This window comes from Marinospirillum minutulum DSM 6287, from assembly GCF_000422325.1.
Classification (GTDB): domain Bacteria; phylum Pseudomonadota; class Gammaproteobacteria; order Pseudomonadales; family Halomonadaceae; genus Marinospirillum; species Marinospirillum minutulum.
This window is the reverse complement of sequence record NZ_KE383818.1, coordinates 484,315-509,222: the sequence shown is the minus strand read 5'-3', so window position 1 is coordinate 509,222 and position 24,908 is coordinate 484,315. Positions and strand designations below refer to the sequence as shown.

At 42.6% G+C, this 24,908-nt stretch carries 24 protein-coding genes; 14 read left to right on the top strand and 10 right to left on the bottom strand.

Going from position 1 to position 24,908, the window contains the following annotated elements:
• Positions 1-20: 20 nt before the first annotated feature.
• From aat to infA, 3 genes are all read left to right on the top strand, one after another.
• Positions 21-695, top strand: coding sequence for a leucyl/phenylalanyl-tRNA--protein transferase (gene aat / locus H571_RS0112020; protein WP_036218189.1), 675 nt, complete (start codon positions 21-23; stop codon positions 693-695).
• Positions 692-1,420 carry an arginyltransferase gene (locus H571_RS0112015; RefSeq protein ID WP_027849524.1) on the top strand — a complete coding sequence of 243 codons (729 nt, stop codon included), beginning with the start codon at positions 692-694 and terminating at the stop codon, positions 1,418-1,420. Before aat ends, H571_RS0112015 begins: the two co-directional genes overlap by 4 nt.
• 91 nt (positions 1,421-1,511) lie before the next feature.
• Positions 1,512-1,730: a translation initiation factor IF-1 gene (infA, locus tag H571_RS0112010; RefSeq protein ID WP_027849523.1), complete on the top strand. Its 219-nt coding sequence runs from the start codon at positions 1,512-1,514 to the stop codon at positions 1,728-1,730.
• Between the two features lie 130 nt (positions 1,731-1,860).
• Here infA and clpA read toward each other — a convergent pair whose 3' ends face one another.
• Entirely contained in the window at positions 1,861-4,143 is a 2,283-nt protein-coding gene (clpA, locus tag H571_RS0112005) for an ATP-dependent Clp protease ATP-binding subunit ClpA (protein ID WP_027849522.1), read from the bottom strand.
• 53 nt (positions 4,144-4,196) lie between these two features.
• Positions 4,197-4,523 carry an ATP-dependent Clp protease adapter ClpS gene (gene clpS, locus H571_RS0112000; RefSeq protein WP_027849521.1) on the bottom strand — a complete coding sequence of 109 codons (327 nt, stop codon included), beginning with the start codon at positions 4,521-4,523 and terminating at the stop codon, positions 4,197-4,199.
• 211 nt (positions 4,524-4,734) lie between these two features.
• On the opposite strand from clpS, the gene H571_RS15095 reads away from it, so the two are divergent.
• The 8 genes from H571_RS15095 to H571_RS0111960 all read left to right on the top strand — a co-directional run bounded on the left by H571_RS15095 (position 4,735) and on the right by H571_RS0111960 (position 13,086).
• Positions 4,735-5,340, top strand: coding sequence for a pseudouridine synthase (locus tag H571_RS15095; protein WP_036218186.1), 606 nt, complete (start codon positions 4,735-4,737; stop codon positions 5,338-5,340).
• The gene (locus H571_RS0111990; RefSeq protein ID WP_027849520.1) at positions 5,340-5,804 is read left to right on the top strand and encodes an NUDIX hydrolase; all 465 of its coding nucleotides are present in this window, start codon (positions 5,340-5,342) and stop codon (positions 5,802-5,804) included. Before H571_RS15095 ends, H571_RS0111990 begins: the two co-directional genes overlap by 1 nt.
• An 85-nt stretch (positions 5,805-5,889) precedes the next feature.
• Positions 5,890-7,044, top strand: coding sequence for a tRNA 2-thiouridine(34) synthase MnmA (gene mnmA, locus H571_RS0111985; protein WP_027849519.1), 1,155 nt, complete (start codon positions 5,890-5,892; stop codon positions 7,042-7,044).
• Positions 7,041-7,664 (top strand): high frequency lysogenization protein HflD, encoded by a 624-nt coding sequence (hflD, locus tag H571_RS0111980; RefSeq protein ID WP_027849518.1) that lies wholly within the window; start codon positions 7,041-7,043, stop codon positions 7,662-7,664. The genes mnmA and hflD overlap by 4 nt, the downstream gene beginning before the upstream one ends.
• Positions 7,665-7,710: 46 nt before the next feature.
• Complete coding sequence (gene purB, locus H571_RS0111975) at positions 7,711-9,096, top strand: adenylosuccinate lyase (RefSeq protein ID WP_027849517.1); 1,386 nt, start codon at positions 7,711-7,713, stop codon at positions 9,094-9,096.
• Positions 9,097-9,098: 2 nt separating this feature from the next.
• Complete coding sequence (locus H571_RS0111970) at positions 9,099-10,325, top strand: cupin domain-containing protein (protein WP_027849516.1); 1,227 nt, start codon at positions 9,099-9,101, stop codon at positions 10,323-10,325.
• A 25-nt stretch (positions 10,326-10,350) separates the two neighbouring features.
• Entirely contained in the window at positions 10,351-11,343 is a 993-nt protein-coding gene (locus H571_RS15610; protein ID WP_051168315.1) for a GNAT family N-acetyltransferase, read from the top strand.
• A gap of 138 nt (positions 11,344-11,481) precedes the next feature.
• Positions 11,482-13,086 carry an isocitrate lyase gene (locus H571_RS0111960; RefSeq protein ID WP_027849515.1) on the top strand — a complete coding sequence of 535 codons (1,605 nt, stop codon included), beginning with the start codon at positions 11,482-11,484 and terminating at the stop codon, positions 13,084-13,086.
• A gap of 174 nt (positions 13,087-13,260) precedes the next feature.
• On the opposite strand, the gene H571_RS0111955 is transcribed toward H571_RS0111960, so the two are convergent.
• Entirely contained in the window at positions 13,261-13,629 is a 369-nt protein-coding gene (locus H571_RS0111955) for a histone-like nucleoid-structuring protein, MvaT/MvaU family (RefSeq protein WP_027849514.1), read from the bottom strand.
• Between the two features lie 166 nt (positions 13,630-13,795).
• Here H571_RS0111955 and coaE point away from each other — a divergent pair, with 166 nt between their 5' ends.
• Both coaE and H571_RS0111945 read left to right on the top strand, forming a co-directional pair.
• Entirely contained in the window at positions 13,796-14,449 is a 654-nt protein-coding gene (gene coaE, locus H571_RS0111950; protein WP_027849513.1) for a dephospho-CoA kinase, read from the top strand.
• Entirely contained in the window at positions 14,446-14,640 is a 195-nt protein-coding gene (locus tag H571_RS0111945; RefSeq protein ID WP_027849512.1) for a DNA gyrase inhibitor YacG, read from the top strand. Before coaE ends, H571_RS0111945 begins: the two co-directional genes overlap by 4 nt.
• Here H571_RS0111945 and H571_RS0111940 read toward each other — a convergent pair.
• The 4 genes from H571_RS0111940 to H571_RS0111925 form a co-directional block, all read right to left on the bottom strand.
• A complete protein-coding gene (locus H571_RS0111940; RefSeq protein ID WP_156887873.1) occupies positions 14,625-15,563 on the bottom strand; it encodes a Nudix family hydrolase in 939 nt (312 codons plus the stop codon). The genes H571_RS0111945 and H571_RS0111940 overlap by 16 nt on opposite strands.
• 13 nt (positions 15,564-15,576) lie before the next feature.
• A complete protein-coding gene (gene argJ / locus H571_RS0111935) occupies positions 15,577-16,794 on the bottom strand; it encodes a bifunctional glutamate N-acetyltransferase/amino-acid acetyltransferase ArgJ (protein WP_027849510.1) in 1,218 nt (405 codons plus the stop codon).
• A 30-nt stretch (positions 16,795-16,824) separates the two neighbouring features.
• Entirely contained in the window at positions 16,825-19,530 is a 2,706-nt protein-coding gene (gene secA, locus H571_RS0111930) for a preprotein translocase subunit SecA (protein ID WP_027849509.1), read from the bottom strand.
• A 180-nt stretch (positions 19,531-19,710) separates the two neighbouring features.
• Complete coding sequence (locus tag H571_RS0111925) at positions 19,711-20,640, bottom strand: M23 family metallopeptidase (protein WP_027849508.1); 930 nt, start codon at positions 20,638-20,640, stop codon at positions 19,711-19,713.
• An 82-nt stretch (positions 20,641-20,722) separates the two neighbouring features.
• On the opposite strand from H571_RS0111925, the gene H571_RS0111920 reads away from it, so the two are divergent.
• Positions 20,723-21,166, top strand: a complete 444-nt coding sequence (locus tag H571_RS0111920) for a DciA family protein (RefSeq protein WP_027849507.1) — start codon at positions 20,723-20,725, stop codon at positions 21,164-21,166.
• A gap of 74 nt (positions 21,167-21,240) precedes the next feature.
• On the opposite strand, the gene lpxC is transcribed toward H571_RS0111920, so the two are convergent.
• The 3 genes from lpxC to ftsA form a co-directional block, all read right to left on the bottom strand.
• The gene (gene lpxC / locus H571_RS0111915; protein WP_027849506.1) at positions 21,241-22,155 is read right to left on the bottom strand and encodes a UDP-3-O-acyl-N-acetylglucosamine deacetylase; all 915 of its coding nucleotides are present in this window, start codon (positions 22,153-22,155) and stop codon (positions 21,241-21,243) included.
• Positions 22,156-22,292: 137 nt separating this feature from the next.
• Complete coding sequence (gene ftsZ / locus H571_RS0111910; RefSeq protein WP_027849505.1) at positions 22,293-23,462, bottom strand: cell division protein FtsZ; 1,170 nt, start codon at positions 23,460-23,462, stop codon at positions 22,293-22,295.
• A gap of 177 nt (positions 23,463-23,639) precedes the next feature.
• Positions 23,640-24,902: a cell division protein FtsA gene (gene ftsA / locus H571_RS0111905; RefSeq protein ID WP_036218182.1), complete on the bottom strand. Its 1,263-nt coding sequence runs from the start codon at positions 24,900-24,902 to the stop codon at positions 23,640-23,642.
• Between the last annotated feature and the right edge of the window lie 6 nt (positions 24,903-24,908).

The following is a 24,908-nucleotide window of genomic DNA, read 5'->3' as shown; positions in this document are numbered from 1 at the left end:
AACAGCTGGCAGGGTCATACATGCTTGAAATTTGGCAACTAGACAAAGAACTCTGGTTTCCTCCTCCCCACCTAGCACTTGAAGAACCTAATGGTCTTCTTGCTTTTGGTGGTGATCTCTCTGCAGAGCGCCTGTTACTGGCTTATCAGCAGGGAATCTTCCCTTGGTTTAATGAAGGTGAACCGCCACTTTGGTGGTCACCAGCACCTCGTATGGTACTTTATCCTACAGAAATAAAAATCAGCCGTAGCCTGAATAAGCGTTTAAAGCGTAAGGAGTTTGAATTAAGCTTTGATCACTGTTTTGCTCAGGTAATTGAAGAGTGCGCCATTTCTCGGCAAGCCACAACAGGCACTTGGATTACTCCAGCCATGCAAAACGCCTATACTCAGCTTCACCAGCAGGGTTATGCTCACTCGGTTGAGGTTTGGCAAAACAAACAACTAGTGGGTGGTTTGTATGGCCTAGCTTTGGGTGGTATGTTTTTTGGTGAGTCCATGTTTAGTAAAGTCAGTGATGCTTCTAAAGTGGCACTAGTAAAATTAACCCAGCACTTAGAAAAGCAAGGTTTTAGTTTAATTGATTGTCAGGTTTATTCTGACCACCTAGCCAGTTTAGGAGCCAAAGAAATAAGCCGTGAACTTTTTTTACAAACCTTGGCTAAAGCCACCAGAGCCGAGGTAAATTTTTTATGAATACACCCAACTCACAAACCTTTGCTTTACGCTTTTATCAAACCCTACCTCATGCTTGTAGTTATTTAGATGACCAAGAAGCAACCACACTTTTTTTAGACCCCCAGCAGGGGGTAACAGCCGAGGTTTACGATGCCCTCACCCAAGTAGGCTTTCGTCGTAGTGGCGAGCATATGTACCGCCCTCACTGCGATACTTGCGATGCCTGTAAGTCGGTTAGGGTTAGAGTGGCTGAATTTAAACCTTCACGACAACAATTAAGAACCTTAAAGCGTAACCAAGACCTTAGCTGGCAAGTTTTACCCACCACTTATAGTGATGAACACTACCAGCTTTATGAAAAATACATAAATAGCCGTCATGCCGATGGTGATATGCACCCCGCCAGTGAAGAACAGTTTCGTAGTTTTTTATTAGTTAATAAAGACTGGGCCAAGCTAGTGGAATTCAGGAATTCTAGTGGCAAACTGGTTGCAGTTGCTGCCCTAGACAAGTTAAAAGATGGGCTGTCTGCTATCTATACTTTCTTTGATCCTGAAGAAAAACGCCGCAGTCTAGGCGTATTTGCGGTACTCTGGCAGCTAGAACAGGCTGCCAGCTTAGAATTACCCTATGTTTATTTGGGTTATTGGATTAAAACCTGTCGTAAAATGAGTTACAAACAAGCCTATCAGCCATTGGAAATACTTGAAAAACAACAATGGCAGCTTTTTTCTAAAGACTAAGTTATTTCACTTATCCGCTTTATTTTTGCTCTTTTTGAAAAAATGAGGCAGAATGCACGCGGTTTTTTCAAATATTAGAGGTTTATGCCGAATGGCAAAAGAAGATCATATTGAAATGGAAGGTGTTATTATCGACACCCTACCTAACACCATGTTCCGTGTAGAACTAGAAAACGGCCATGTTCTGACTGCTCACATTTCTGGCAAGATGCGTAAAAACTATATTCGTATTCTTACTGGCGATAAGGTTAAAGTTGAGTTGTCACCTTACGACCTAACCAAGGGTCGCATTACCTACCGCGCTCGCTAAGTACACATTTAAGTACTAAGCCTTAATTTTTGCTGACCGGCTTTCAAGTCGGTTTAGTTGTTTATTTTAATTAAGTAATTAGTGCAAAAAAATAACGGGCAATTCCTTTTGCCCGTTTGTTGTAAGGCGCTTAAACTGCGTCTTTTTCTGTTGCTTCCACAGCAGCTTCAAAAGTTAGCTGCAAGCCTTTTTTGCTAGCAGTTACAAACACTGTACCGCCTTTTTCTGATAACTCACCAAAGAGAATCGCTTCAGCCATGGGCTTTTTGATCTGCTCCTGAATTAAGCGCGCCATAGGTCTTGCACCCATTGCTTCATCATAGCCTTCTTCAGCTAACCATTTACGCGCTTTTTTATCCACTTCTAGCACTACTCGCTTATCATCCAACTGCGCTTGTAGTTCAACCAAGAACTTATCAACAACATTTTTGATAACTTCTATATCCAGCGCTTTAAACTGAATGGTTGTATCTAAACGGTTGCGGAATTCAGGCGTAAACAATTTGCGTATAGCCTCCATACCATCGGTTGCATGGTCTTGGTTTTGGAAACCTATTGAACGGCGGCTAGTTGCTTCAGCGCCAGCGTTAGTGGTCATTACCAAAATCACATTACGAAAATCTGCTTTACGGCCATTGTTATCGGTTAGCGAACCATGATCCATCACTTGCAACAGCAGGTTAAAGACTTCTGGGTGAGCTTTTTCTATTTCATCCAGCAATAAAACGCAATGCGGATTTTTGGTCACAGCTTCAGTTAACAAGCCACCTTGATCAAAACCCACATAACCCGGTGGCGCACCAATAAGGCGAGAAACTGTGTGTCTTTCCATGTACTCAGACATATCAAAACGCACTAGCTCAATACCTAAGGTACGTGCCAACTGTTTAGTCACTTCGGTTTTACCCACACCAGTCGGCCCTGCAAACAAGAAGCTACCGATGGGTTTTTCGGGTGATTTTAAACCAGCGCGAGAAAGCTTAATGGCATTGGCTAAGGCTTCAATGCCTGCATCTTGCCCAAAGACCAGCATTTTTAAGTCGCGCTCAACATTGCGTAGCACTTCTTTGTCATTAGTAGAAACGGTTTTAGGCGGAATACGCGCAATTTTAGCAACTATGGCTTCAATTTCAGCCACGCCTATTACATCTACTCGGTCAGTTTCGGGTAATAGTTGCTGATAAGCACCGGCTTCATCCACTACATCTATTGCCTTGTCTGGCAAAAAGCGATCATTGATATAACGCTCAGCCAAACGTGCGGCTGTTTCTAGCGCGTGATCATCGTAGCGAAGTTTATGGTGGTCTTCAAAACGGCTTTTTAAGCCTTTTAAGATAGCTATAGTGTCTTCTACGCTAGGTTCTAGCACATCAATTTTTTGGAAACGACGTGCTAAAGCACGGTCTTTTTCAAAGATGCCACGAAACTCTTGGAAGGTGGTTGAACCTATGCAGCGCAAATCACCATTAGAAAGCATTGGCTTAAGTAGGTTGGAAGCATCCATTACCCCACCTGAAGCTGCACCTGCACCAATAATGGTATGAATCTCATCAATAAATAGAATTGAATGGGGTTCTTTTTTCAATTCATTTAATAAAGCTTTCAAGCGCTTTTCAAAGTCGCCTCGGTACTTAGTGCCCGCTAACAAAGCACCTAAATCTAAGGAGTAAACGATAGCATCGGCTATAACCTCTGGTACTTCACCATCGACTATACGCTTAGCTAAACCTTCGGCTACAGCAGTTTTACCTACACCGGCTTCACCCACCAACAAGGGGTTATTTTTACGGCGCCTTGCTAAAACTTGCACCACCCTTTCTATCTCATGATCACGACCAATCAGCGGGTCAATTTTTCCTGCTTCCGCTTGGGCGTTCAAATTAGTTGCAAAGCTGTGTAATGGGTGGTTGCTGTTAATCGCTTCGGTTTCATCTTGCTCTTGACCAAATACTCCACCGGTTTGCTCAGAGTCATCAGCAACCTTAGAAATGCCATGAGAAATAAAGTTAACCACATCAACCCTGGCGACATCTTGCTGCTTAAGAAAATAAACGGCTTGGCTTTCTTGCTCACTAAAAATAGCAACCAGTACATTTGCACCCGTTACTTCGTTTTTACCTGAAGATTGCACATGAAATACAGCGCGTTGCAGTACCCGTTGAAAACCGAGTGTAGGTTGCGTTTCACGCTCCATATTATCATCAGGAATAATGGGCGTTGTGGCTTCAATAAAGTCGTTGAGTTCTTTACGTATACTACCTAAATCTGTGCCACAGGCTTTTAATACCTGAGCTGCTGAGGTGTTATCTAATAAAGATAACAACAAGTGCTCTACTGTCATGAATTCATGGCGTTGTCGCCTTGCCAGGGTGAACGCCTCATTCAGCGTATGTTCAAGATCTTTGCTAAGCATGCGCCTACCCTCACTTACCCGACTGGGAACCAATGATGACCTATTTGGTCTTTTTACTCTGCTACTTCTACTTTACACATAAGTGGATGCTCATTCTCACGCGCAAAGTCCACTACTAGTGCTACTTTTGTTTCTGCCACATCTTTAGTAAATATGCCACATAATCCATGCCCTTGCAGGTGAACATCCATCATTACCTGCGAAGCTTTTTCCATATCCATATGAAAATAGAACATCAATACTTCTACCACAAACTCCATGGGTGTAAAGTCATCATTAAGCATAATCACTTTATACCTAGGTGGTTGTTTCAGTTTAGGCTTGGCTGCAGCCGTTGCTAAATCACCGTTTAGGTGCCCGTCTTGCCCATCTTCACTCAAGGTCTAACCCTCTTGTATCCGATCCCCTCATTTCTTAGTCTGCCAGTTGGTGAATTAATTCACTAAGCAAAAACTAATCACTCACTAGTAAATAGGGGTAAATTAATGAAATCACAAGGTAGCTAGGCAAATAAATTTATTGTTGCTACTACTTGTGGCGTCTAAAGGCTAAAATGCCATAAATCAACTCTACACCTTTTCTGAGATTCTCATGAGCGACCTTTTTTTATTTTACAAGCCTTGGCAGGTTCTTTCGCAGTTTACTGATGATAAAGGCCGCAGCACTTTAGCTGACTTTATCAAAACTGAAGGCATTTATCCTGCCGGACGTTTAGATTATGACTCAGAGGGGCTACTGCTGCTAACTGACGATGGCGCATTGCAAGCCCGCATTACTCACCCTGAATTTAAACTACCTAAAACCTATTGGGTGCAGGTTGAAGGGCAAATTACCGATGAAGCCCTAAAAGCTTTAAGTGATGGCGTTGAATTAAACGATGGTAAAACCCGCCCAGCTCGCGCTCGTTTAATGAAAGAGCCTAAACTGCCGCCCCGTGCAGAACCGGTTAATCCACGCGTAGGCTTAGGAACTAGTTGGGTAGAAATCACTCTATTAGAAGGCCGCAACCGCCAAGTAAGGCGGATGACAGCCCATGTTGGCTTTCCTACCTTGCGCTTAGTGCGCTGGTCTATAGGCAACTGGTCGCTTGAACATCTGCGCCCCACACAAATCAAAAAAACACGCATTCATCTGCCAACGAAGCAACACAAGGTTGTACTTAAGCCACGTAAAAAAGGTGTTAAAAAGGAAAGCTAATGGAACGCTGGACTCCCAATTGTACCGTTGCCACTCTAGTACATCATGAAGGTAAATTTTTATTAGTCGAGGAATACGATAAACTGTCTGCCACTGATCTACCTGTACTTAATCAGCCAGCAGGGCATATTGAGGTGGATGAAAGTTTAATTGAGGCAGCAGTGCGTGAAACCTTAGAGGAAACTGGCTGGCTAGTTGAAGTAGAAGCTTATTTAGGTTTGTACATTAATGTTGCACCCAATAAGGTTACCTACCATCGCCACTGTTTTATTGCTCGCCCCCTTTCTGAATTACCCGATGCACAACTTGATGAAGGCATTCTTGCTGCTCACTGGTTAAGCCTAGCAGAAATTGATGCCGCAGAGGCAGCTGGTCGCTTTCGTAGCCCCATGGTAAGACCCTGCTTTGATGACTTTTTGGCGGGAAAATCTTTTCCCTTAACGCTAATACAAGACTTCCGTTAAGCGGCAAGGTTAATTCACCTAAAAAAAATTAGGTTGGTCATGTATAATAGCAAACTTAAATCCTTTGTTTCCACGGAGTCCTTCAGTGGCATCTACAGCAGCGCATAACCCAGCATCTACCCGCGTTATAGTCGGCATGTCCGGTGGTGTAGATTCATCCGTTTCAGCCATTTTGCTTTTACAGCAGGGGTATCAGGTGGAAGGCCTGTTTATGAAAAACTGGGAAGAAGATGACAACACAGAATACTGTACAGCCAAAGAAGACTATGCCGATGCCCAAGCCGTATGCGACAAGCTAGGCATTAAACTACATGCAGCCAACTTTGCTGCTGAATATTGGGACAATGTATTTGAGCATTTTCTAGCTGAATACCAGGCAGGGCGAACCCCTAACCCCGATATTCTTTGCAACCGTGAAATTAAATTTAAAGCCTTTTTAGATTACGCGCAGGTATTAGGTGCTGATTATATTGCCACCGGCCATTATGTAAGGCGTGGTGAAGATTCAACAGGTAAAACCCAATTACTGCGTGGCTTAGATACCAATAAAGACCAAAGCTATTTTTTACATGCCGTGGGTCATAAAGAATTAGGTTTAACGCTTTTCCCTGTCGGCGAATTAGAAAAACCTGAAGTGCGCCGCTTAGCCGAAGAACACGGTTTAATTACCGCTAAAAAGAAAGACTCTACCGGCATTTGTTTTATAGGTGAGCGCCGCTTTACCGACTTTTTAAAGCAATATTTGCCAGCCCAGCCGGGTGATTTAATCACCGACAAGGGCGAACTGATTGGTCAACATGCTGGGCTAATGTATTACACCCTAGGTCAGCGCCAAGGTTTAGGTATAGGTGGCGTTAAAGGCTATCCAGAAGCGCCTTGGTTTGTGGCTGCTAAAGATTTAGACAACAACAAGCTAATTGTAGTGCAGGGTGAAGATCATCCACTTTTATTTACCGATGGGCTAATTTGCTCTTCACCCGATTGGGTGGCAGGTGAAGCGCCAGCCTCTAGCTTTAGCTGTAGTGGCAAGGTGCGTTATCGCCAAGATGACCAGGCTTGCCAAGTAGAGGTGCTAGCCGATGGTCGTTGTAAGGTTACATTCGATCAACCACAAAGAGCAGTTACACCGGGGCAGTCCATGGTTTTTTATCAAAATGAAGTCTGCCTAGGTGGTGGTGTCATTGAAAGCACCTTTTTAAAAACTGCTAGCCCCTCATTAGAAATTGAGTCTGTCGAATGAATAATTTAGATTATGGACAACGCCAAACTTTAGCTTTGGCAGGTGTTTTTCAAGTTGCTCAATTAGTTAATGATTTAGCAACGCGTGGTTTAGTTGACCAGCAAACCTTTGCTACAAGTATTAACTCCGTTCTAGTAACTGACCCTGAAACAACCGCCGACATTTATGGTGGTGAATTGTCTAACCTGCGAGCGGGTGCCAATACCCTACGCAAGGTGTTACTTAAAGATTCTAGTGTTAACCCTAGCGTGCTTCGCTATGCCATGGCTATTTTAATACTTAACACCAAGCTGGCTAAAAACCCTCAAATGTTGACTGCTATAGGTCAGCGTTTAGATGCCGTAAAATCACAAGCTATGCACTTTAATCCAACCCATGAAAATGTATTGGCTGCGCTTGCTGGCCTTTACCAAGATACACTGAGTACGCTTTCTTTTCGTATTCAGGTACAGGGTGATCCTACTATTTTACAGCAAACCGGTAATGCCGACAAAATTCGCGCCCTACTCTTAGCTGGCATACGTTCTGCCATGCTCTGGTCTCAGTCGGGTGGCAAGCGTTGGAAGCTTTTATTCTCACGCAAAAAAATTCTGCAAGATTTAAATTCACTCGGGCTTTAACCCTAACAACACGCTTACCTTCTACCTTTAATTTCTGGAACTTACTATGTCTTTTGAACACCTCTCAGCACTAACCTCACTTACCGCCCTTTCACCCGTTGATGGCCGCTATGGCAGCCGTACTGTTGCTTTGCGTGAGCATTTTTCTGAATATGGCTTAATTCGCGCGCGTGTAGAAGTGGAAGTACGTTGGTTGCAGTGCCTTGCTAACCGCCCAGAAATTAAAGAAGTACCAGCTTTTTCTGACCAGGCTAATCAACTGTTAAATGATTTAGTAGCGAACTTTTCGATAGACGATGCCCAAGCGGTTAAAACCCACGAGCGAGTCACCAACCACGACGTTAAAGCCGTGGAATACTTTATTAAAGACCGCATTGAAGTCTTGCCAGAACTAGCCGCCGTAAGTGAGTTTGTACACTTTGCTTGCACCAGTGAAGACATTAACAACCTGTCTCATGCTTTAATGCTTAAAGGCGGTTTAGAAAAAGTAATTCTGCCAGAAATGCAGCAAGTAGCTGATGCTATTCGTGACCTCGCCCATAAAAATGCACAAGTGCCTTTGCTCTCGCGTACCCACGGCCAAACCGCCAGCCCCAGCACGGTTGGCAAAGAAATGGCCAACGTAGTTTACCGCTTAGAACGTCAAATCAAGCAAATTAAAGCCGTTGAACTATTAGGTAAAATTAACGGTGCGGTAGGTAACTACAATGCGCACTTAAGTGCCTACCCAACCTTAGATTGGCAAGCCAATGCTAAAGATTTTGTAGAAAGTTTAGGCCTAGTTTGGAACCCCTACACCACGCAAATTGAACCCCACGATTACATTGCCGAATTGTTTGATGCCATTGCCCGTTTCAACACCATTTTGATCGACTTTGACCGTGACGTTTGGGGCTATATTTCTTTAGGTTATTTCAAGCAAAAAACCGTGGAAGGCGAAATTGGTTCTTCAACCATGCCGCACAAGGTTAACCCCATCGACTTTGAAAACTCCGAAGGTAACTTGGGCATTGCTAACGCTATTTTTAATCACCTAGCGGTTAAACTACCCATTTCTCGCTGGCAGCGTGATTTAACCGATTCCACCGTGCTTAGAAACTTAGGCGTAGGCATGGGCCATAGCCAAATTGCTTACCAAGCCAGTTTAAAAGGCATTTCTAAGCTAGAAACCAACCCCGAACGTTTAGCCTATGACCTAGATGCCGCTTGGGAAGTGTTAGCAGAACCCATTCAAACCGTCATGCGCCGCTACCAGATAGAAAAGCCTTACGAAAAACTAAAAGAGTTAACCCGTGGTAAAGCAATCACTCAAGAAGGAATGGCGGTATTTATAGATAGCTTAGAAATTCCTGAACAAGCCAAGCAAGAGCTTAAGGCACTAACCCCAGCTAACTATATTGGCAATGCCATTGCCCAAGCGAAGGCTATTTAATTATGACAGCTTCCATCACTTTGCCAGTTTCAATTTTAGGCTCTATTAGTCGCGAAGAATTTTTACGCGACTATTGGCAAAAAAAACCACTGCTTATACGTCAAGCTATCCCCGGTTTTACACCGCCCTTAGATATTGACGAACTAGCCGGTTTAACCCTAGAAGAAACCGTAGAAGCTCGCCTAGTGATGGAACAAGGGCCTGAAAGCCCTTGGCAATTATTTAACGGCCCTTTTGAAGAAAGTTTTTTACAAAACTTGCCTGAAAAAGATTGGACGCTTTTAGTACAGGCCGTTGACCACCTTCTGCCTGAAGTAGGTGAGCTACTCAAAGCCTTTGACTTTTTACCCAGCTGGCGAGTTGATGATCTGATGATTAGCTATGCACCCGAAGGGGGCAGTGTTGGACCACACTTTGATTATTATGATGTATTTTTGCTACAAGCTTCAGGTAAAAGGCGTTGGCAGCTAGGACAGCCTTGCGATGAATCTAGCCCCTTAAGAAGTGATACCCGCTTAAAAATTCTAACTGAATTTGAAGCTAATCCTGAACAAGACTGGGTCTTAGAGCCGGGCGATTTACTTTATTTGCCACCACAGCTTGCCCATTGGGGCACTTCATTAAGTGAAGACTGTACTACCTGGTCGGTGGGCTTTCGTGCTTTAAGTGCTGAAGAAATTCTATGCGGTGTTGCCGATTTTATTGGTGAAACGCTCGAAGAAGACCTACGTTATACCGATGCAGACCTAACCTTACCCGAACACCCAGCGGTTATAGATGATGCAGCTATGACGCGTGTAAAAAACTTACTTAATCAGGTAATTAACAACCCAGCTGCATTAAGTGAATGGTTTGGTCGTGCCATGACCCAAACCAAATACCCAGATCAACTCCTACCACAAGAAAGCCCTTGGACTAGCGCCACCCTGCATGAGCTAGTGGAATATGCGGCAGAAGAAGAACCTTTGTTAGTGGTTGCTGAAGGCAGTCGTTTAGCTTTTAGAATTTCAACTGAAGGCAACTGGTTATTTGCTGATGGCGAAGCCTTAAAGTTTTCACTAACCATTAAAGATTGGATAACTCGCCTTTGTTCTAATAGAGAATTTGATGTGCAGTTTATTAAAAACACCCTAGCTTTGCCTGAAGCAAGTGAATTATTCGTTAAACTCATTAACCAGGGTAGCGTTTACTTAACTGAAGAAGACGAAGATTCAAATCTTTTGCACTAACTAACCAATAACAGGGATTTTAACGATGACTTCACCCCTTGCTGCTTCAAGCCAAAATAAAGGCGCTAAACTAACGGCCAAGCAAGGCACTTGGCAACAACTGGGTGAAGCCTGCCGTCAAATTCGGCATAAGGTATTTGTTGAAGAACAAGAAATTCCAGCCAAAGATGAGTTAGATGATAAAGATGCAACGAGTGAACATTTTCTTCTACTTATCAATGAACGCGCAGTTGCAACTGCGCGTTTAACCCAAGAAGGGCATTTAGGCCGTTTAGCTGTTTTAAAACCTTTACGAGGTAAAGGTATAGCTAAAAAATTATTGTTAAGAATATTAGAGCACTGCCGCCGTATAAATTTAAGGCAAGTACACCTCAATGCACAAATTAATGCTGTCAATCTTTATGCGCAACTTGGCTTTAAAGTGAACGGTGATGAGTATGATGAAGTGGGTATTGTTCATGTACCTATGCTGCTCGACTTTGATAGTCAGCTATTAGATGCCACTCAACACACAGAACAAACCCTTGAAACAGCACTTAAAACAACAGGCCAACTTCGTATTCAAGGACAGGAACAAGTTTACCTAGCAATAAAAGTATTAATTCAACAAGCTAGCCGTAACTTTAGCTTAGAAACACCTAATTACCTAGATACTTGGTTTGATGAAGCCAGTTTAGCTCCACTTATACAACTCGGCAGAAGGCATGAGCACAGTAGAGTACGTTTTTTATTAGCTGAAACACGTGAGTTTTCACGTAAAACCAATTCGCTACTTAAACTTTACCAACGCGCATCGAGTTATATTGAAATAAAACAAAGCCATTCACTTTATCAAACCAAGCAGCAAGCCTATTTATTAGTTGATAATCGCCATTTACTTTGGTGGCAAGACTATCAACAACCTAGAGTAGAGCTTTACTCTGGCGATCACCGTGAAGCTTTTCGTCTTAGTGCCCAATTTAAATTGCATTGGGAAAAATCACTAGCTGTAAAAGCATTGCAAAGTCTCGCTTTGTAGTTTTATTTCACTGTAGTCAAATTACAACCAAACACCCCCTACCAATGGTGGCTTGCGGTCTTGATGCTTGCTAAGGCATCATTCGCTCCATTGAAACGCCCCACTAAATTCAATTTACCCCTCTAATAAGGATGAACCATGTCAACTTATAAAGACCAAATTAAGGCAATTACTGCTGTTAAAGAAAAAGCCGGAAATGGTTGGAGCGCAATTAATCCAGAGTATGCTGCTCGTATGCGTTACCAGAACCGCTTTAAAACGGGTTTAGATATTGCTAAGTACACTGCCGCTATTATGCGTAAAGACATGGCTGAGTATGACGCTGATACTTCTGTTTACACCCAATCACTAGGTTGCTGGCATGGTTTTATCGGTCAACAAAAAATGATCGCCATTAAAAAGCACCTTAAAACAACTAACAAACGCTACCTTTACCTTTCAGGTTGGATGGTTGCTGCACTACGTTCAGAGTTTGGCCCACTACCTGACCAATCTATGCACGAGAAGACTTCTGTTGCTTCTTTAATTGAAGAGCTATACACCTTCTTACGCCAAGCAGATACACGTGAACTAGACCTACTTTTTGCAGCTTTAGATAAAGCACGTAAAGCGGGCGATGCGGCTGAAGAAAAATCTATTCTTGATCAGATCGAAAACTTTGAAACTCACGTAGTACCAATCATTGCTGACATAGACGCAGGTTTTGGTAACGAAGAAGCCACTTACCTAATGGCTAAGCAGATGATTGAAGCCGGTGCTGCTGCTATCCAAATTGAAAACCAAGTATCTGACGAAAAGCAGTGTGGTCACCAAGATGGTAAAGTAACCGTTCCTCATGCTGACTTCCTAGCTAAAATTAATGCTGTACGTTATGCCTTCTTAGAACTAGGCGTAGACGATGGTGTTATCGTTGCGCGTACTGACTCTTTAGGCGCTGGCTTAACTAAGCAAATCGCTGTAACTAACGAGCCAGGTGATTTAGGTGACCAGTACAACAGCTTCCTAGATGGTGAATACATCAAGGATGCGAGCGAAATTGAAAATGGTGATGTGGTAGTTAAGTCTAACGGTAAGCTACTGAAGCCAGCACGTTTAGCTAGTGGTCTATTCCAGTTCCGTGAGAACACTGGTGTTGAGCGTGTTGTTCTTGACTGTATTACTTCACTACAGAACGGTGCTGACCTCTTGTGGATCGAAACTGAAAAGCCACACGTTGGTCAAATTGCTGAAATGGTTAACGAAATTCGTAAAGTGGTTCCAGATGCTAAGCTGGTTTACAACAACAGCCCATCCTTCAACTGGACCTTAAACTTCCGTCAGCAAGTATTCGATAACTGGGTAGCTGCAGGTAAAGATGTTTCTGCTTACGATCGTGACCGTTTGATGAGTGCTGATTACGATGGTACTGAGCTATGTGATGAAGCAGATGCACGCATCCAGAGCTTCCAGAAAGATGCATCACGTGAAGCAGGTATCTTCCACCACCTAATCACGCTACCAACTTACCACACTGCTGCGCTGTCTACTGACAACCTAGCTAAAGGCTACTTTGGTGAAGAAGGTATGTTGGCTTACGTTGAAGGTGTTCAGCGTAAAGAAATTCGCCAAGGTATTGCGTGTGTACGTCACCAAAACATGGCGGGTTCTGATATTGGTGATACCCATAAAGAATACTTCTCTGGTGATGCTGCTCTAAAAGCAAGCGGTGAAGACAACACCATGAATCAGTTCGATAACGTTTAATCGAACAACCAAGCTAGGGTTGCACTAACCCTAGCTAGAAGCAACACTCAAGTGGCTCCTGTTAGTTAATTATTAACTTGTGGAGCCACTTTTTTTGTTTGAAACTCTAAAAATACAGGCGAAAAAAAACCCTGAAAACTATCAGGGCTTTTCAGATTAAAATAAACCTAAAGTTTAATCGCGTTCTTCTGTTACCCAGCTTTCAACAACATCAGAACCGTGGGCTGCTTTCCATTCTTTTAGTTCTTTATGGTTACCACCACGCGTTTCAATCGTCTCATTGGTATGAGGGTTCACATAAACTTTAAGTTTACGTGTACGACGGTTACCACGGCCTGACTTAGCTGTAGCAGCAGACTGATTAAGGCCAAAGATAACAGCTAGGTCACTAACACTACGCTGATGCTTATTTAAAACTGCTTGAACTTCTTCTTTAAAGCTCAGTTCTTTTTTAAGCTCAGGGTTTTCTTGCATCTTGCTCATTTCTTCGGTGAGCTTGCGCAGCATTTCTTCTTTTTCACGATAAGTTGCTAATATAGACATACATTACTCCAATAGGGAAGTTCAACAGGCCTTGTAAATTTTATACATTATCTTAAATTTGGCAAGTCTAATGTTGAATAAATGGTTTAATTAACATAAATTTAAACCTATTAAGTCATTTCTTGTATAAAACTTACACCGATTAAGACTTCAAAAAGGTAAATAAGTGCCCAACAATCTATTAAACAATAAACAAACTAAACTCCTAGTAGGCTTAACAGGTGGTATAGGCTCAGGTAAAACTGCAGCTAGTGATCTTTTTGCTAATTTAGGTATAGATGTAGTTGATGCAGATGTTCTTGCTCGTAATGCATTACATCTAAACTCACCTTTATTAAGTAGAGTATTTGATCACTTTGGTGAACAGCTTAAATTGCCTGATGGTAGTTTAGATAGAGCAGCATTAAGGGGTATAATTTTTAATGATTCAACTGCTAAAACTTGGCTAGAAAACCTAATACATCCCTGGGTTAAAAAGTGTGTTATTAATGCACTAAATGAAACAACCAGCGTTTATGCACTCTTGTCTTCGCCACTGTTAATTGAAAGTGGTCAAGCAAAGTTAGCTGATCGTTTATTGGTTGTCGATCTACCCGAAGCTGTTCAGATAAGTCGTACTGCAAGTAGGGATAATAATTCCCCTGAGCTAGTTAAGAAAATAATTGAGCAGCAAATTAATCGTTCAGCAAGATTGTCGCTAGCTGATGACATAATAGACAACTCTGGGGACTTAAATCATTTAAAAAAACAGGTAAACTCTCTTCATACTAAGTACCTTGAACTTGCTCAGCTTAAAACTAACCAAGAGAAGCAACAATGAACGAAGAGATTACCCGTATTTTTCCCTGCCCTACTTGTGGCAAACCCAGCATCTTAACCAAAGAAAATGCTTTCCGCCCTTTTTGTTGCGAGCGGTGTAAGCTAATTGATTTAGGTGCTTGGGCTGCAGAAGATCACAAGATAGCGGGTGATGAACTGCTACTTGAGCAAGATGATCAGGACCAGTACTGAGTTATACCTGCTATCCCCTGACCGCCCAAGCCAAAGACTCTATCTAGCTGCTGTCTGTTCATGCCACCCAATGCATAAACAGGCAGCTTAGCGTTATCAGTTAAAGTATTAAAGTTATGCCAACCTAAAGCTTGCGCCTTTGGATGTGAGGGTGTCTCCAATACGGGCGATAAGGTTATAAAGTCTGCCCTAAGGTTCTCAGCTTGAATTATAGCTTTGGCATCGTGGCAAGAGGCAGCTAGCCATTTATCAACAGGTACTGGGCGTTGATCATAGTTTGCAAGACGGGCTGCTGTTAAGTGGATACCATCTGCATCTACCTGCTTGAGCAATTCTGGGTCTGCATTTAGCATTAATTTAGCACCAGCCTTTTGACATGGCCCTAAAAAGGCTTGAGCAAGGCAGCGGTAAGCTTCTGCATCTAATTGGTGTGCTCTTAGCTGTACTAGCTTAATACCCTGTTCTAAGGCTCTATTTAGCCGTACAAGTGCATCTTGCTCATCAGCAAAGTTGCCCGTTATTAAATACTCATCTGGCAACTGTACTGCTTTTATAATGGGCTTATTTGCTGCTGGAAAGGTGTAATTAACTAAGTCGTCTACTGCTACCCAGCGAATTGGTTGCCCTTCTCTTCCCCAAGGCTCGCCAGCAAATTCCAGTACCTTCCAAACATCTAATAAAACAGTTTTATTAGCATAGCTATGCCTTACTCTAATTAAGGGCCGTGCTTTTATAACTTCAATACCTAGCTCTTCACCAATTTCACGCTTAAGGGCTTGAAAACCAGTTTCGTAAGGTGCTAGTTTTCCACCGGGCAGCTCCCACAGTCCACCTTGATCAACTCCCGCAGGGCGACGGGCAATCAAAACTTGGCCTTTATCATTCATTATGGCTGCAGCAGCAACTAACAGGGGTTGTGGCATAATTTAATAATCCTTAGCTACGATAATCTGCATTAATTGAAACGTAATCATGAGAAAAATCGCATGTCCAAACAGTTTCTTGTACCTGCCCTCGACCTAACAGAATACGAAGCGTAATTTCTTCTTGCTTCATAACAGCTGCGCCAGCTTCTTCTGTATAGCTAGCTGCTCGGCCACCCTGTTCAACTAAAAGCACTTCACCTAAATAAACAGTTACACCTTCAACATCAAGGTTTTCTAAGCCGGGAGCACGACCAACGGCCGCAAGAATACGTCCCCAATTTGCATCACTAGCATAAAGGGCAGTTTTTACCAAGGGGGAATGGGCAACGGTAAAAGCAGCTTCTAGGGCTTCTGTTGTATTCAATGCTTGTTCAACTTGAATAGTGACAAACTTGGTTGCACCTTCACCATCACGCACTATGCTTAGGGCTAGCGCTTGCATAACGCTAATTAAACACTGGCGGAAGGTAGCTAGGTCTTGCAAATCAGCTTCACTGACTGTGGCTGATTTTGCTGTAGCAATTAGCATACAGCTATCGTTAGTCGAGGTATCACCATCTATCGTTATACGATTAAAACTTAGATCGGTGGCTTCTTTTAATAGCTGTTTTAATAGCGGTTGTTCTATAGCAGCATCCGTTGCAATAAAACCTAGCATGGTTGCCATATTGGGCTTAATCATGCCTGCACCCTTAGCTATGCCACTAATAGCAACTTTTTGACCCTTAATAATGCAGCTAGCAGTAGCACCTTTAGGTAGGGTGTCTGTTGTCATTATACCGGTGGCAGCTTCTGCCCAGCCGTTTTCTGTTAAAGAATCCAATGCGTTAGGTAAAGCTGCTAGTAGCTTCTCCATGGGGAGAGGCTCACCTATAACACCAGTAGAAAAGGGTAGTACTGCTTGCTCTTTAACCTGGGTTAATTCTGCTAGTGCTGTACAGGTTTTTTTAGCATCAGCTAAACCTTTAGTACCTGTACCCGCATTAGCATTACCAGTATTAATAACTAAATAGCGAGGTGAAGTTGCTTTGAGATGTTCTCTAGCAACTTGTACAGGGGCTGCACAAAAGGCGTTTAAGGTAAAAACGCCCGCGCTATTACTGCCTTCCGCTAGCTCAAAAACAACTAAATCTTTACGTCCAGTTTTTTTAATTCCTGCACTGGCAGTACCAATACGCAAGCCTGCTATCGCATTAAATTCGGGTAATACTAATTGACCTACGGCCATACTTTTCTCCTCCCACCTAGGGGACAAGTTTTAATTCAATTTACCGTGACACTGCTTGTATTTTTTACCTGACCCACAAGGGCAGGGATCGTTACGACCAACTTTAGGGAAGTCACGTTTAAAGGGTTGACTAGCTGTTTCTGCCGTTGAGTCATTACTCGTTTTTGGTGAGTCATGGCGTGCTGTTTGGCGCTGCATTAGAGCATCGGCTTCTGCCCTGCGTTGACGCTCTATGGCTTCAACTTCTTCAGGTGTGCGTATCTTTACATGGCTTAAAATACGAACCACATCACTGCGCACATTAGATAAAAAGTGCTCAAATAAGCCAAAGGCTTCGCGCTTGTACTCTTGTTTAGGATTTTTCTGGGCATAGCCTCTTAGGTGAATACCTTGGCGTAGCTGATCCATACTTTGCAGGTGTTCTTTCCAGCGCGTATCAAGCACTTGCAACATTATTTGCTGTTCAAACTTTCTTAATAAATCACCACCTGCCAGCGCTTCTTTTTCCTTATAGGCTTCTTGTAAAGCCTGCTGTAATTTTTCACGCAAGCTTTCTTCATGCAGGCTCTTATCTTCATCTAGCCACTGTTGAACTTCTGCATCTAGGTTAAATTCTGTTGCAAGGTAGCTTTCTAATTCGGCCACGCGCCACTGTTCAGGCATGGATTGAGGTGGAATGAATTGTGAAATAGCCGCATCTAGCACGTCTTCACGCATTTCTTCAATTTCTTCAGCTATCTCTTCTGCTTCAAGTATTTCACAGCGCTGAGCATAAATAACGCTACGCTGGTCATTATTTACATCATCATACTCAAGTAGCTGCTTACGAATATCAAAGTTACGCCCTTCTACTTTACGCTGTGCTTTCTCAACTGCATTAGTTACCATTTTATGTTCTATGGCTTCTCCACGTTTCATACCTAGCATGGTCATCATGCTTTTAACGCGATCGGAAGCGAAGATACGCATTAAACTATCTTCTAAGGATAAAAAGAAACGTGTTGAACCCGGGTCACCTTGACGACCAGAACGACCTCTTAACTGGTTGTCGATACGGCGTGATTCATGACGCTCAGTACCTATAACGTGTAAACCACCCGCTGCCACTACTGCATCGTGACGCTCTTGCCAAGCCGCTTTGAGTTTTTCTAACTGTGCCTCAGTTGGGTTATCTAGCTTTTCTGCTTCAACTTCCCAGTTACCACCTAGTTTAATGTCTGTCCCACGACCTGCCATATTGGTAGCAAGGGTAACGGCACCGGGTCGACCTGCCTGAGCGATAATCTCTGCTTCACTTTCGTGCTGTTTAGCATTAAGTACCTTATGTGCAATGCCTGCTTTTTTTAGTAGCCCACTCACATATTCTGAGGTTTCTATAGAAGCAGTACCCACCAATACTGGCTGGCCTTTTTCTATTGTGTATTGCACGTCTTTAATGATAGCTTCGAATTTTTCTTCAGCACTCATAAAGACTAGGTCATTTAAATCTTTACGCTGTACGGGGCGATTAGTAGGAATAACCACCACATTTAGACCATAAATATGATTAAACTCATAGGCTTCAGTATCAGCTGTACCTGTCATACCTGATAGCTTGGTATATAGGCGGAAGTAGTTTTGGAAGGTGGTTGCTGCCAGTGTTTGGCTTTCGGCTTGAATATTCAAACCTTCTTTGGCTTCTATTGCTTGGTGTAAACCTTCACCCCAACGACGCCCAGGCATAGTACGGCCCGTGTGCTCATCGACAATAACAACCTGCCCTTCACTCACTATGTAATCAACATCTTTGTTGAACATGTGGTGAGCGCGTAAAGCTGACTGAACATGATGCAGCAAACTTAAATTAGCTGAAGCATAGAGGCTGTCACCTGCTTTTAGAACACCTTCTTTGCTTAATAGCTCTTCAACTAGCTGGTGACCCTGTTCTGTTAATTCTAAGCTGCGTTGTTTTTCATCTATTATAAAATCACCTGTATCTGTTTCTTCATCCCAAGGGGTTAACCCAGGTACAAGCTGATTTATTAAGCGGTACATTGCAGAACTATCTTCTGCAGCACCAGAAATAATTAGAGGGGTACGCGCTTCGTCAATTAAAATTGAGTCAACTTCATCAATTACAGCATAGTTAAGATCACGCTGAACTCTGTCAGCTAAAGAAAAGGCCATGTTGTCGCGCAGGTAATCAAAACCAAATTCATTATTGGTGCCATAAGTAATATCTGCTTGATAGGCATGGCGCTTTTCTTCTTGGCTTTGACCAGAATAAATAACGCCTACAGTCAGACCCATAAAACGGTAGAGCTTACCCATCCACTCCGCATCACGTTTTGCTAGGTAATCGTTAACCGTAACAACATGAACACCTTTATTGGATAGAGCATTTAAATATACGGCTAAAGTTGCTACAAGTGTTTTACCTTCACCGGTACGCATTTCGGCTATTTGGCCTTCATGCAAAACCATGCCGCCAATCATCTGCACATCAAAATGACGCATATTAAGTGAGCGGCTACTCGCTTCTCTCACTAGCGCAAAGCTTTCAGGTAAAAGCTTATCTAGCGATTCACCCTTAGCAGCTCTTTCTTTTAAAGCTTGGGTGCGTAAAGCAAAGTCTGCATCGGCTAGGGATTTAAACTCTGGTTCTAGGGCGTTGATCTGTTCAACTACTTTACGAATGCGCTTTAATTCACGCTCGTTTTTACTACCAAATATTTTCTTTAACAAAGGGGTAATCATCGAATGTCCTTACCCGTGGTTAGGCTGTGGGATTTTTTGACCGAACAACATACCACGTTTTAATTAGAAAGTGTTTGCAGCTTACTGACACCAAAGAGATAAACAAGCTAGTAGCATAATTTCTTGGCTCTATAAAAACAACAAAACCCGCCTTAGCGGGTCATTATTTTAATTTTTAACTTAAGGTGCAGATCGTGATACATAACGTATTGGGTCGACCGCTCGACCATTGCGTAGCACTTCGTAATGCACATGAGGACCAGTACAACGACCTGTACAGCCCATTAAGCCGACTGTATCACCACGCTGCACTATATCGCCTTTACTCACTACAAAGTCATTTAGATGGGCGTAGCGAGTTAAATAACCATCACCATGATCAATTTCAACCAGATTACCAAAACCACTCCGCGCTGCAGAATGCACTACCACACCTGCACCTGTGGCCAAAACGGCTGAATTTTCTTTACCGGCAAAATCAATACCACCATGCCAAGAAGTACGACCTGTAAAAGGGTCACTACGACGCCCAAAGGTTGACGACATCCAGCCACGTTGTATTGGCCGCCCAGCTATATAGACCTGATCTGCAAAACTGCGTTTAGTTAATAACGAGTGAATAAGCTCTAGCTGCTGTTGGCGCTGCTCAATTTTATTTGTTAATGAATCTAGGGCTTCCATTAACTCTGAATCAGTATAAACCGAGCCTTCTTCATAGACATATTCAGGACCACCCATAGGTGGCGGCTGGTCGAAATCAAACTCATCACTTAAATTAGCTACAGAAGTTAGGCGCTTACCCAAGGCATCAAGCCGCATTAGTCTTGCCTGCAACTCACCAACCTTAGGTGTTAGGGCATCAATTTTTTCAAGTGACTTACGCTTAACCAATTCAACTTCAGCACGCTGTTCGTCTAACTCTTGCTGCCACATTTTACTAGCTTGATCCTTCATTTGCCTTTCACTAAAGTCGACCCACCAATAAACTAACGAGCCACCTAGCGCAGCAGGAATAAAGAAAACCACGGCAAATATTAAGGCTATCAATCCTGATGATAGATGAACTGACCGACTCGAACTGTGCTTACTACTGCAAAAAATCAAATTCATTGGTTGTTTCCCATTCGCGCCACTTGGTGTTTTTATCAATATTGATTAAGCTCTAACATCTATTAGCTTAGTGGAGGCTGTAGTGAGTATAAAGCCAAGAGCCGGAAGAACAAAATCATTAAGTGCCCTAATTAACAAAGATGCTTCAATTTTAGGACAGGTTTTAAACAAGGCAGCCTACCTGAAACAAATTGAAACACTGGTGCATACTTACTTACCCAAGGAAATTTGTGAAAACTTCAGGGTAGGCAACTATCAAGACCATAGGTTAGTGCTTATTACAGGCAGTGCTAGCAACCTAACTCACATGCGTTTTTATGAAGCAAAACTACTTTATCAGCTACAACAAAAAATACCTGAGTTAAAATGCATTGACATCAAGGTTAGACCTGACCCACCCAAAGCAAAAAAAGTATTTAAAAAACTAAACATTCCACCGGCCAACCAAAAACAACTTAGGCTTTTAGCCGATGAAATTGATAACCCTCGCCTTAAAGCAGTTTTAATCCGGCTTAGTAACAAATAATTTTAAACACTAGCTTAAATTCAGACCAAAAAAAATCGACTAAACGTCGATTTTTTTGTTTTAACTACTAGCAACTAGGCCATTTCTATCGCTGAAGTATAAGAGATAGGTGCGCGTTCTTTTTCACCTTCAAAGGTTACAACTTCATAAGCATCAGGGTTATCAAGAAGCTCGCGTAAAAGTTTGTTGTTTAGACCATGACCTGATTTATGGCCTTTAAACTCACCAATTAAGCTTTTACCTAACAAATAAAGATCGCCAATGGCATCAAGCACTTTGTGCTTAACAAACTCATCTTCATAGCGCAGACCGTCTTCGTTTAGAATACGGTAGTCATCTACCACGATAGCGTTTTCCATACTGCCACCTAAGGCTAGGTTGCGTGAACGCAAATATTCTATGTCACGCATAAAACCAAAGGTACGTGCACGACTAACTTCACGCACAAAGGAGGTTGTTGAGAAATCAATGACTGCCTTTTGCTTTTGATCGCGAAATACTGGGTGATCAAAATCTATACTAAAGCCAACTCTAAAGCCATCATAGGGTTCAAAGCTTGCTGTTTTATCGTCTTCTGTTACTTCAATTTTTTTCTTAATACGAATAAATTGCTTAGCTGCTTCTTGCTCTTGAATACCTGCTGACTGAATCAAGAAAACAAAAGGCCCAGCGCTACCATCCATAATAGGAACTTCTGGCGCACTGACTTCAACATAAAGGTTGTCTATACCTAAGCCAGCTAAAGCAGATAGCAAATGCTCTACAGTACTTACCTTAGCATCCCCTTCATTTAGGGTAGTCGATAAGGTAGTTTCATGAACATTTTTAGCACAGGCACGTATTTCAGCAACAGGGTCTAAATCTACTCGACGAAAAACAATACCTGTATCAACAGGTGCTGGACGTAGTGTTAGGTAAACTTTTTCACCTGAGTGAAGACCAACACCGGTTGCTCTAATGGTATTTCTTAAAGTGCACTGTTTAATCATTGCCTTTATCTCTGCCCTACAGGACTTATTGCTTTGTAAAAATACTTAACACTAAACACCGTGTCATTAAGCTTTAATTGACCAATCTTAGCAATTTTTTATCTTACAAAAAACAAGTATTAACTATGCATGATTACCTAGTCAGCTTGTTTTCTTAAAAATGCGGGTATATCTAAATAACTCATATCTGAGTCACTTTTCGGATTCACTCTTGAACCCTGTTGACGAGCATCCATAGCTTGCGTTTCGGCACCACTCACTTCTTTTAATGCTGGTCTAGCTGGCCTAACAGGTTTTTGTGCTACTTTTTTTTCTGCGGCCTGAGGTGCTGTTTCATATTTTTTAGAAGGCTCTAAACCAGTTGCCACAATAGTGACACGTAGTTCTTCTTCTAAACTGTTATCAAGCGACGTACCAACAATAACGGTAGCATCCTCTGAAGCAAAAGAGGTAACTGTGTCCATGACTTCTTGGAATTCATGTAGACCCATATTGGCATTACCAATAACGTTAACCAGAATGCCACGTGCACCTTTCAGATCCACATCTTCAAGAAGCGGCGAGAAAACCGCTTGCTCTGCAGCTTCACGCGCTCGTTGATCACCTTTAGCAGAACCTGCACCCATCATTGCCATGCCCATTTCTGACATAACTGTACGCACATCAGCAAAGTCAAGGTTGATAACACCAGGGTTGGTAATCAGCTCTGCGATACCTTGAACAGCACCTAAGAGCACATCATTAGCAGCAGCAAAGGCATCTAACAAACTTGTTGTTTTGCCCATAACGGCTAAAAGCCGCTCGTTTGGAATCGTAATTAAAGAATCAACATGCTGTACTAGGTTAGCTATACCTTCTTCAGCAATCATCATCCTTTTTCTTTGTTCAAAAGGGAAAGGCTTGGTAACAACTGCAACCGACAAAATGCCTAATTCTTTAGCGATTTCTGCAACAACTGGTGCAGCACCAGTACCCGTGCCACCACCCATGCCAGCTGTAATAAATAGCATGTCAGTGCCTTGCAAAACTTCTTCTATTAGTTTGCGATCTTCCAAGGCTGCTTGGCGACCAATTTCAGGATTAGCACCTGCACCCAAGCCTTTAGTAATTTCGCCACCTAACTGCAGCACTGTCTTGGCGGCAACATTTTTAAGCGCCTGAGCATCTGTATTTGCACAAATAAACTCTACGCCTTCAATTTTTGCAGAAACCATGTGGTTAACCGCATTACCACCTCCACCACCGACACCAATTACCTTAATAACCGGAGATGCTGAAGGTGAGCTGTCCGCCAATTCAAAAGCCATTTATTCTTCTCCCAAACCCAACTCTGTGTCCAGTTAAGGTCACAGAAGCTGCCTGTAATAAATCTATATTTATACTTAGTTTTGCTAGACTAACAAATACATGCGCTAAAATGAAAGCGGTCTAGCAAAAATAAACCTTTAAAGCAAAGCCATACATCATAATAATGCACTATTTAATTAAAACTGGCGTTGAAACCAACGTTTTAATTTTTCAGTTAAGCCTTCAGTGCTCGAATCTTGCTTTAGTGTGTCGTTACGGTAACTCACTTCAGGCAAACCCTCTGTTTCATTACGCAATAAGGCATAGTGTAACAAACCTACCCCCGTTGCGTGAATTGGATTATTAACAACATCGTCTAATCCAACAACAAATTGTGGGCTTGCTAGGCGAACAGGCGCATGGAAAATTTCTTCTGCAAGTTCAACTGCGCCCTCCATTTTAGAAGTGCCACCTGTCAGCACTATGCCAGCAGGAATAAGCTCTTCAAAACCACTGCGTCGTAATTCTGCCTGAATTAAAGTAAATAGCTCATCATAACGAGGCTCTACTACCTCAGCTAAAGCTTGACGAGACAAATCACGTGGTTCTCTATCCCCTACGCTGGGTACTTTCAGCATTTCATCTGGGCCAGCTAGTTGAGTTAAAGCACAGGCATATTTTATTTTAATGCTTTCAGCATGAACAGTCGGTGTTCTTAATGCCATGGCAATATCATTTGTTACCTGATCACCGGCAATAGGAATAACTGCCGTATGGCGTATCGCACCTTCAGCAAAAATAGCGATATCTGTGGTACCACCACCTATATCAACAATACAAACACCTAGCTCTTTTTCATCTTCCGTTAGCACAGCATAGCTTGAAGCCAACTGCTCTAAAATAATGTCTTCTATTTCTAAACCACACAGGCGAACACACTTTTCAATATTTTGCACAGCATTAACTGCACAGGTAACTAGGTGCACTTTGGCTTCTAAGCGCACACCTGACATTCCCATAGGTTCACGTATGCCTTCTTGATTATCGATAGCATACTCTTGGGGTAAAATATGAATAATTTTTTGATCTGCTGGAACGGGTACAGCTCTGGCTGCATCCATAACCCTTTCTAAATCTGCCTCACCGACTTCTCTATCACGTATAGATACAACGCCATCTGAGTTCATGCTATGTACATGACTACCGGCAATACCAACATAAACTGAATGTATTTCGCAGCCAGCCATTAACTCGGCTTCTTCTACGGCACGGCGAATCGACTGGACGGTAGAGTCAATATTGATGACCACGCCTTTTTTTAGGCCACGAGAAGGGTGAGAACCTAGACCTATAATCTCTAGCTTGCCTTCAGGAGTGCGCTGACCAACAATGGCAACCACCTTGGATGTACCAATATCTAGGCCAACAACTAGGTTACCGCGATGTGACTGCAGAGCCATGATAAG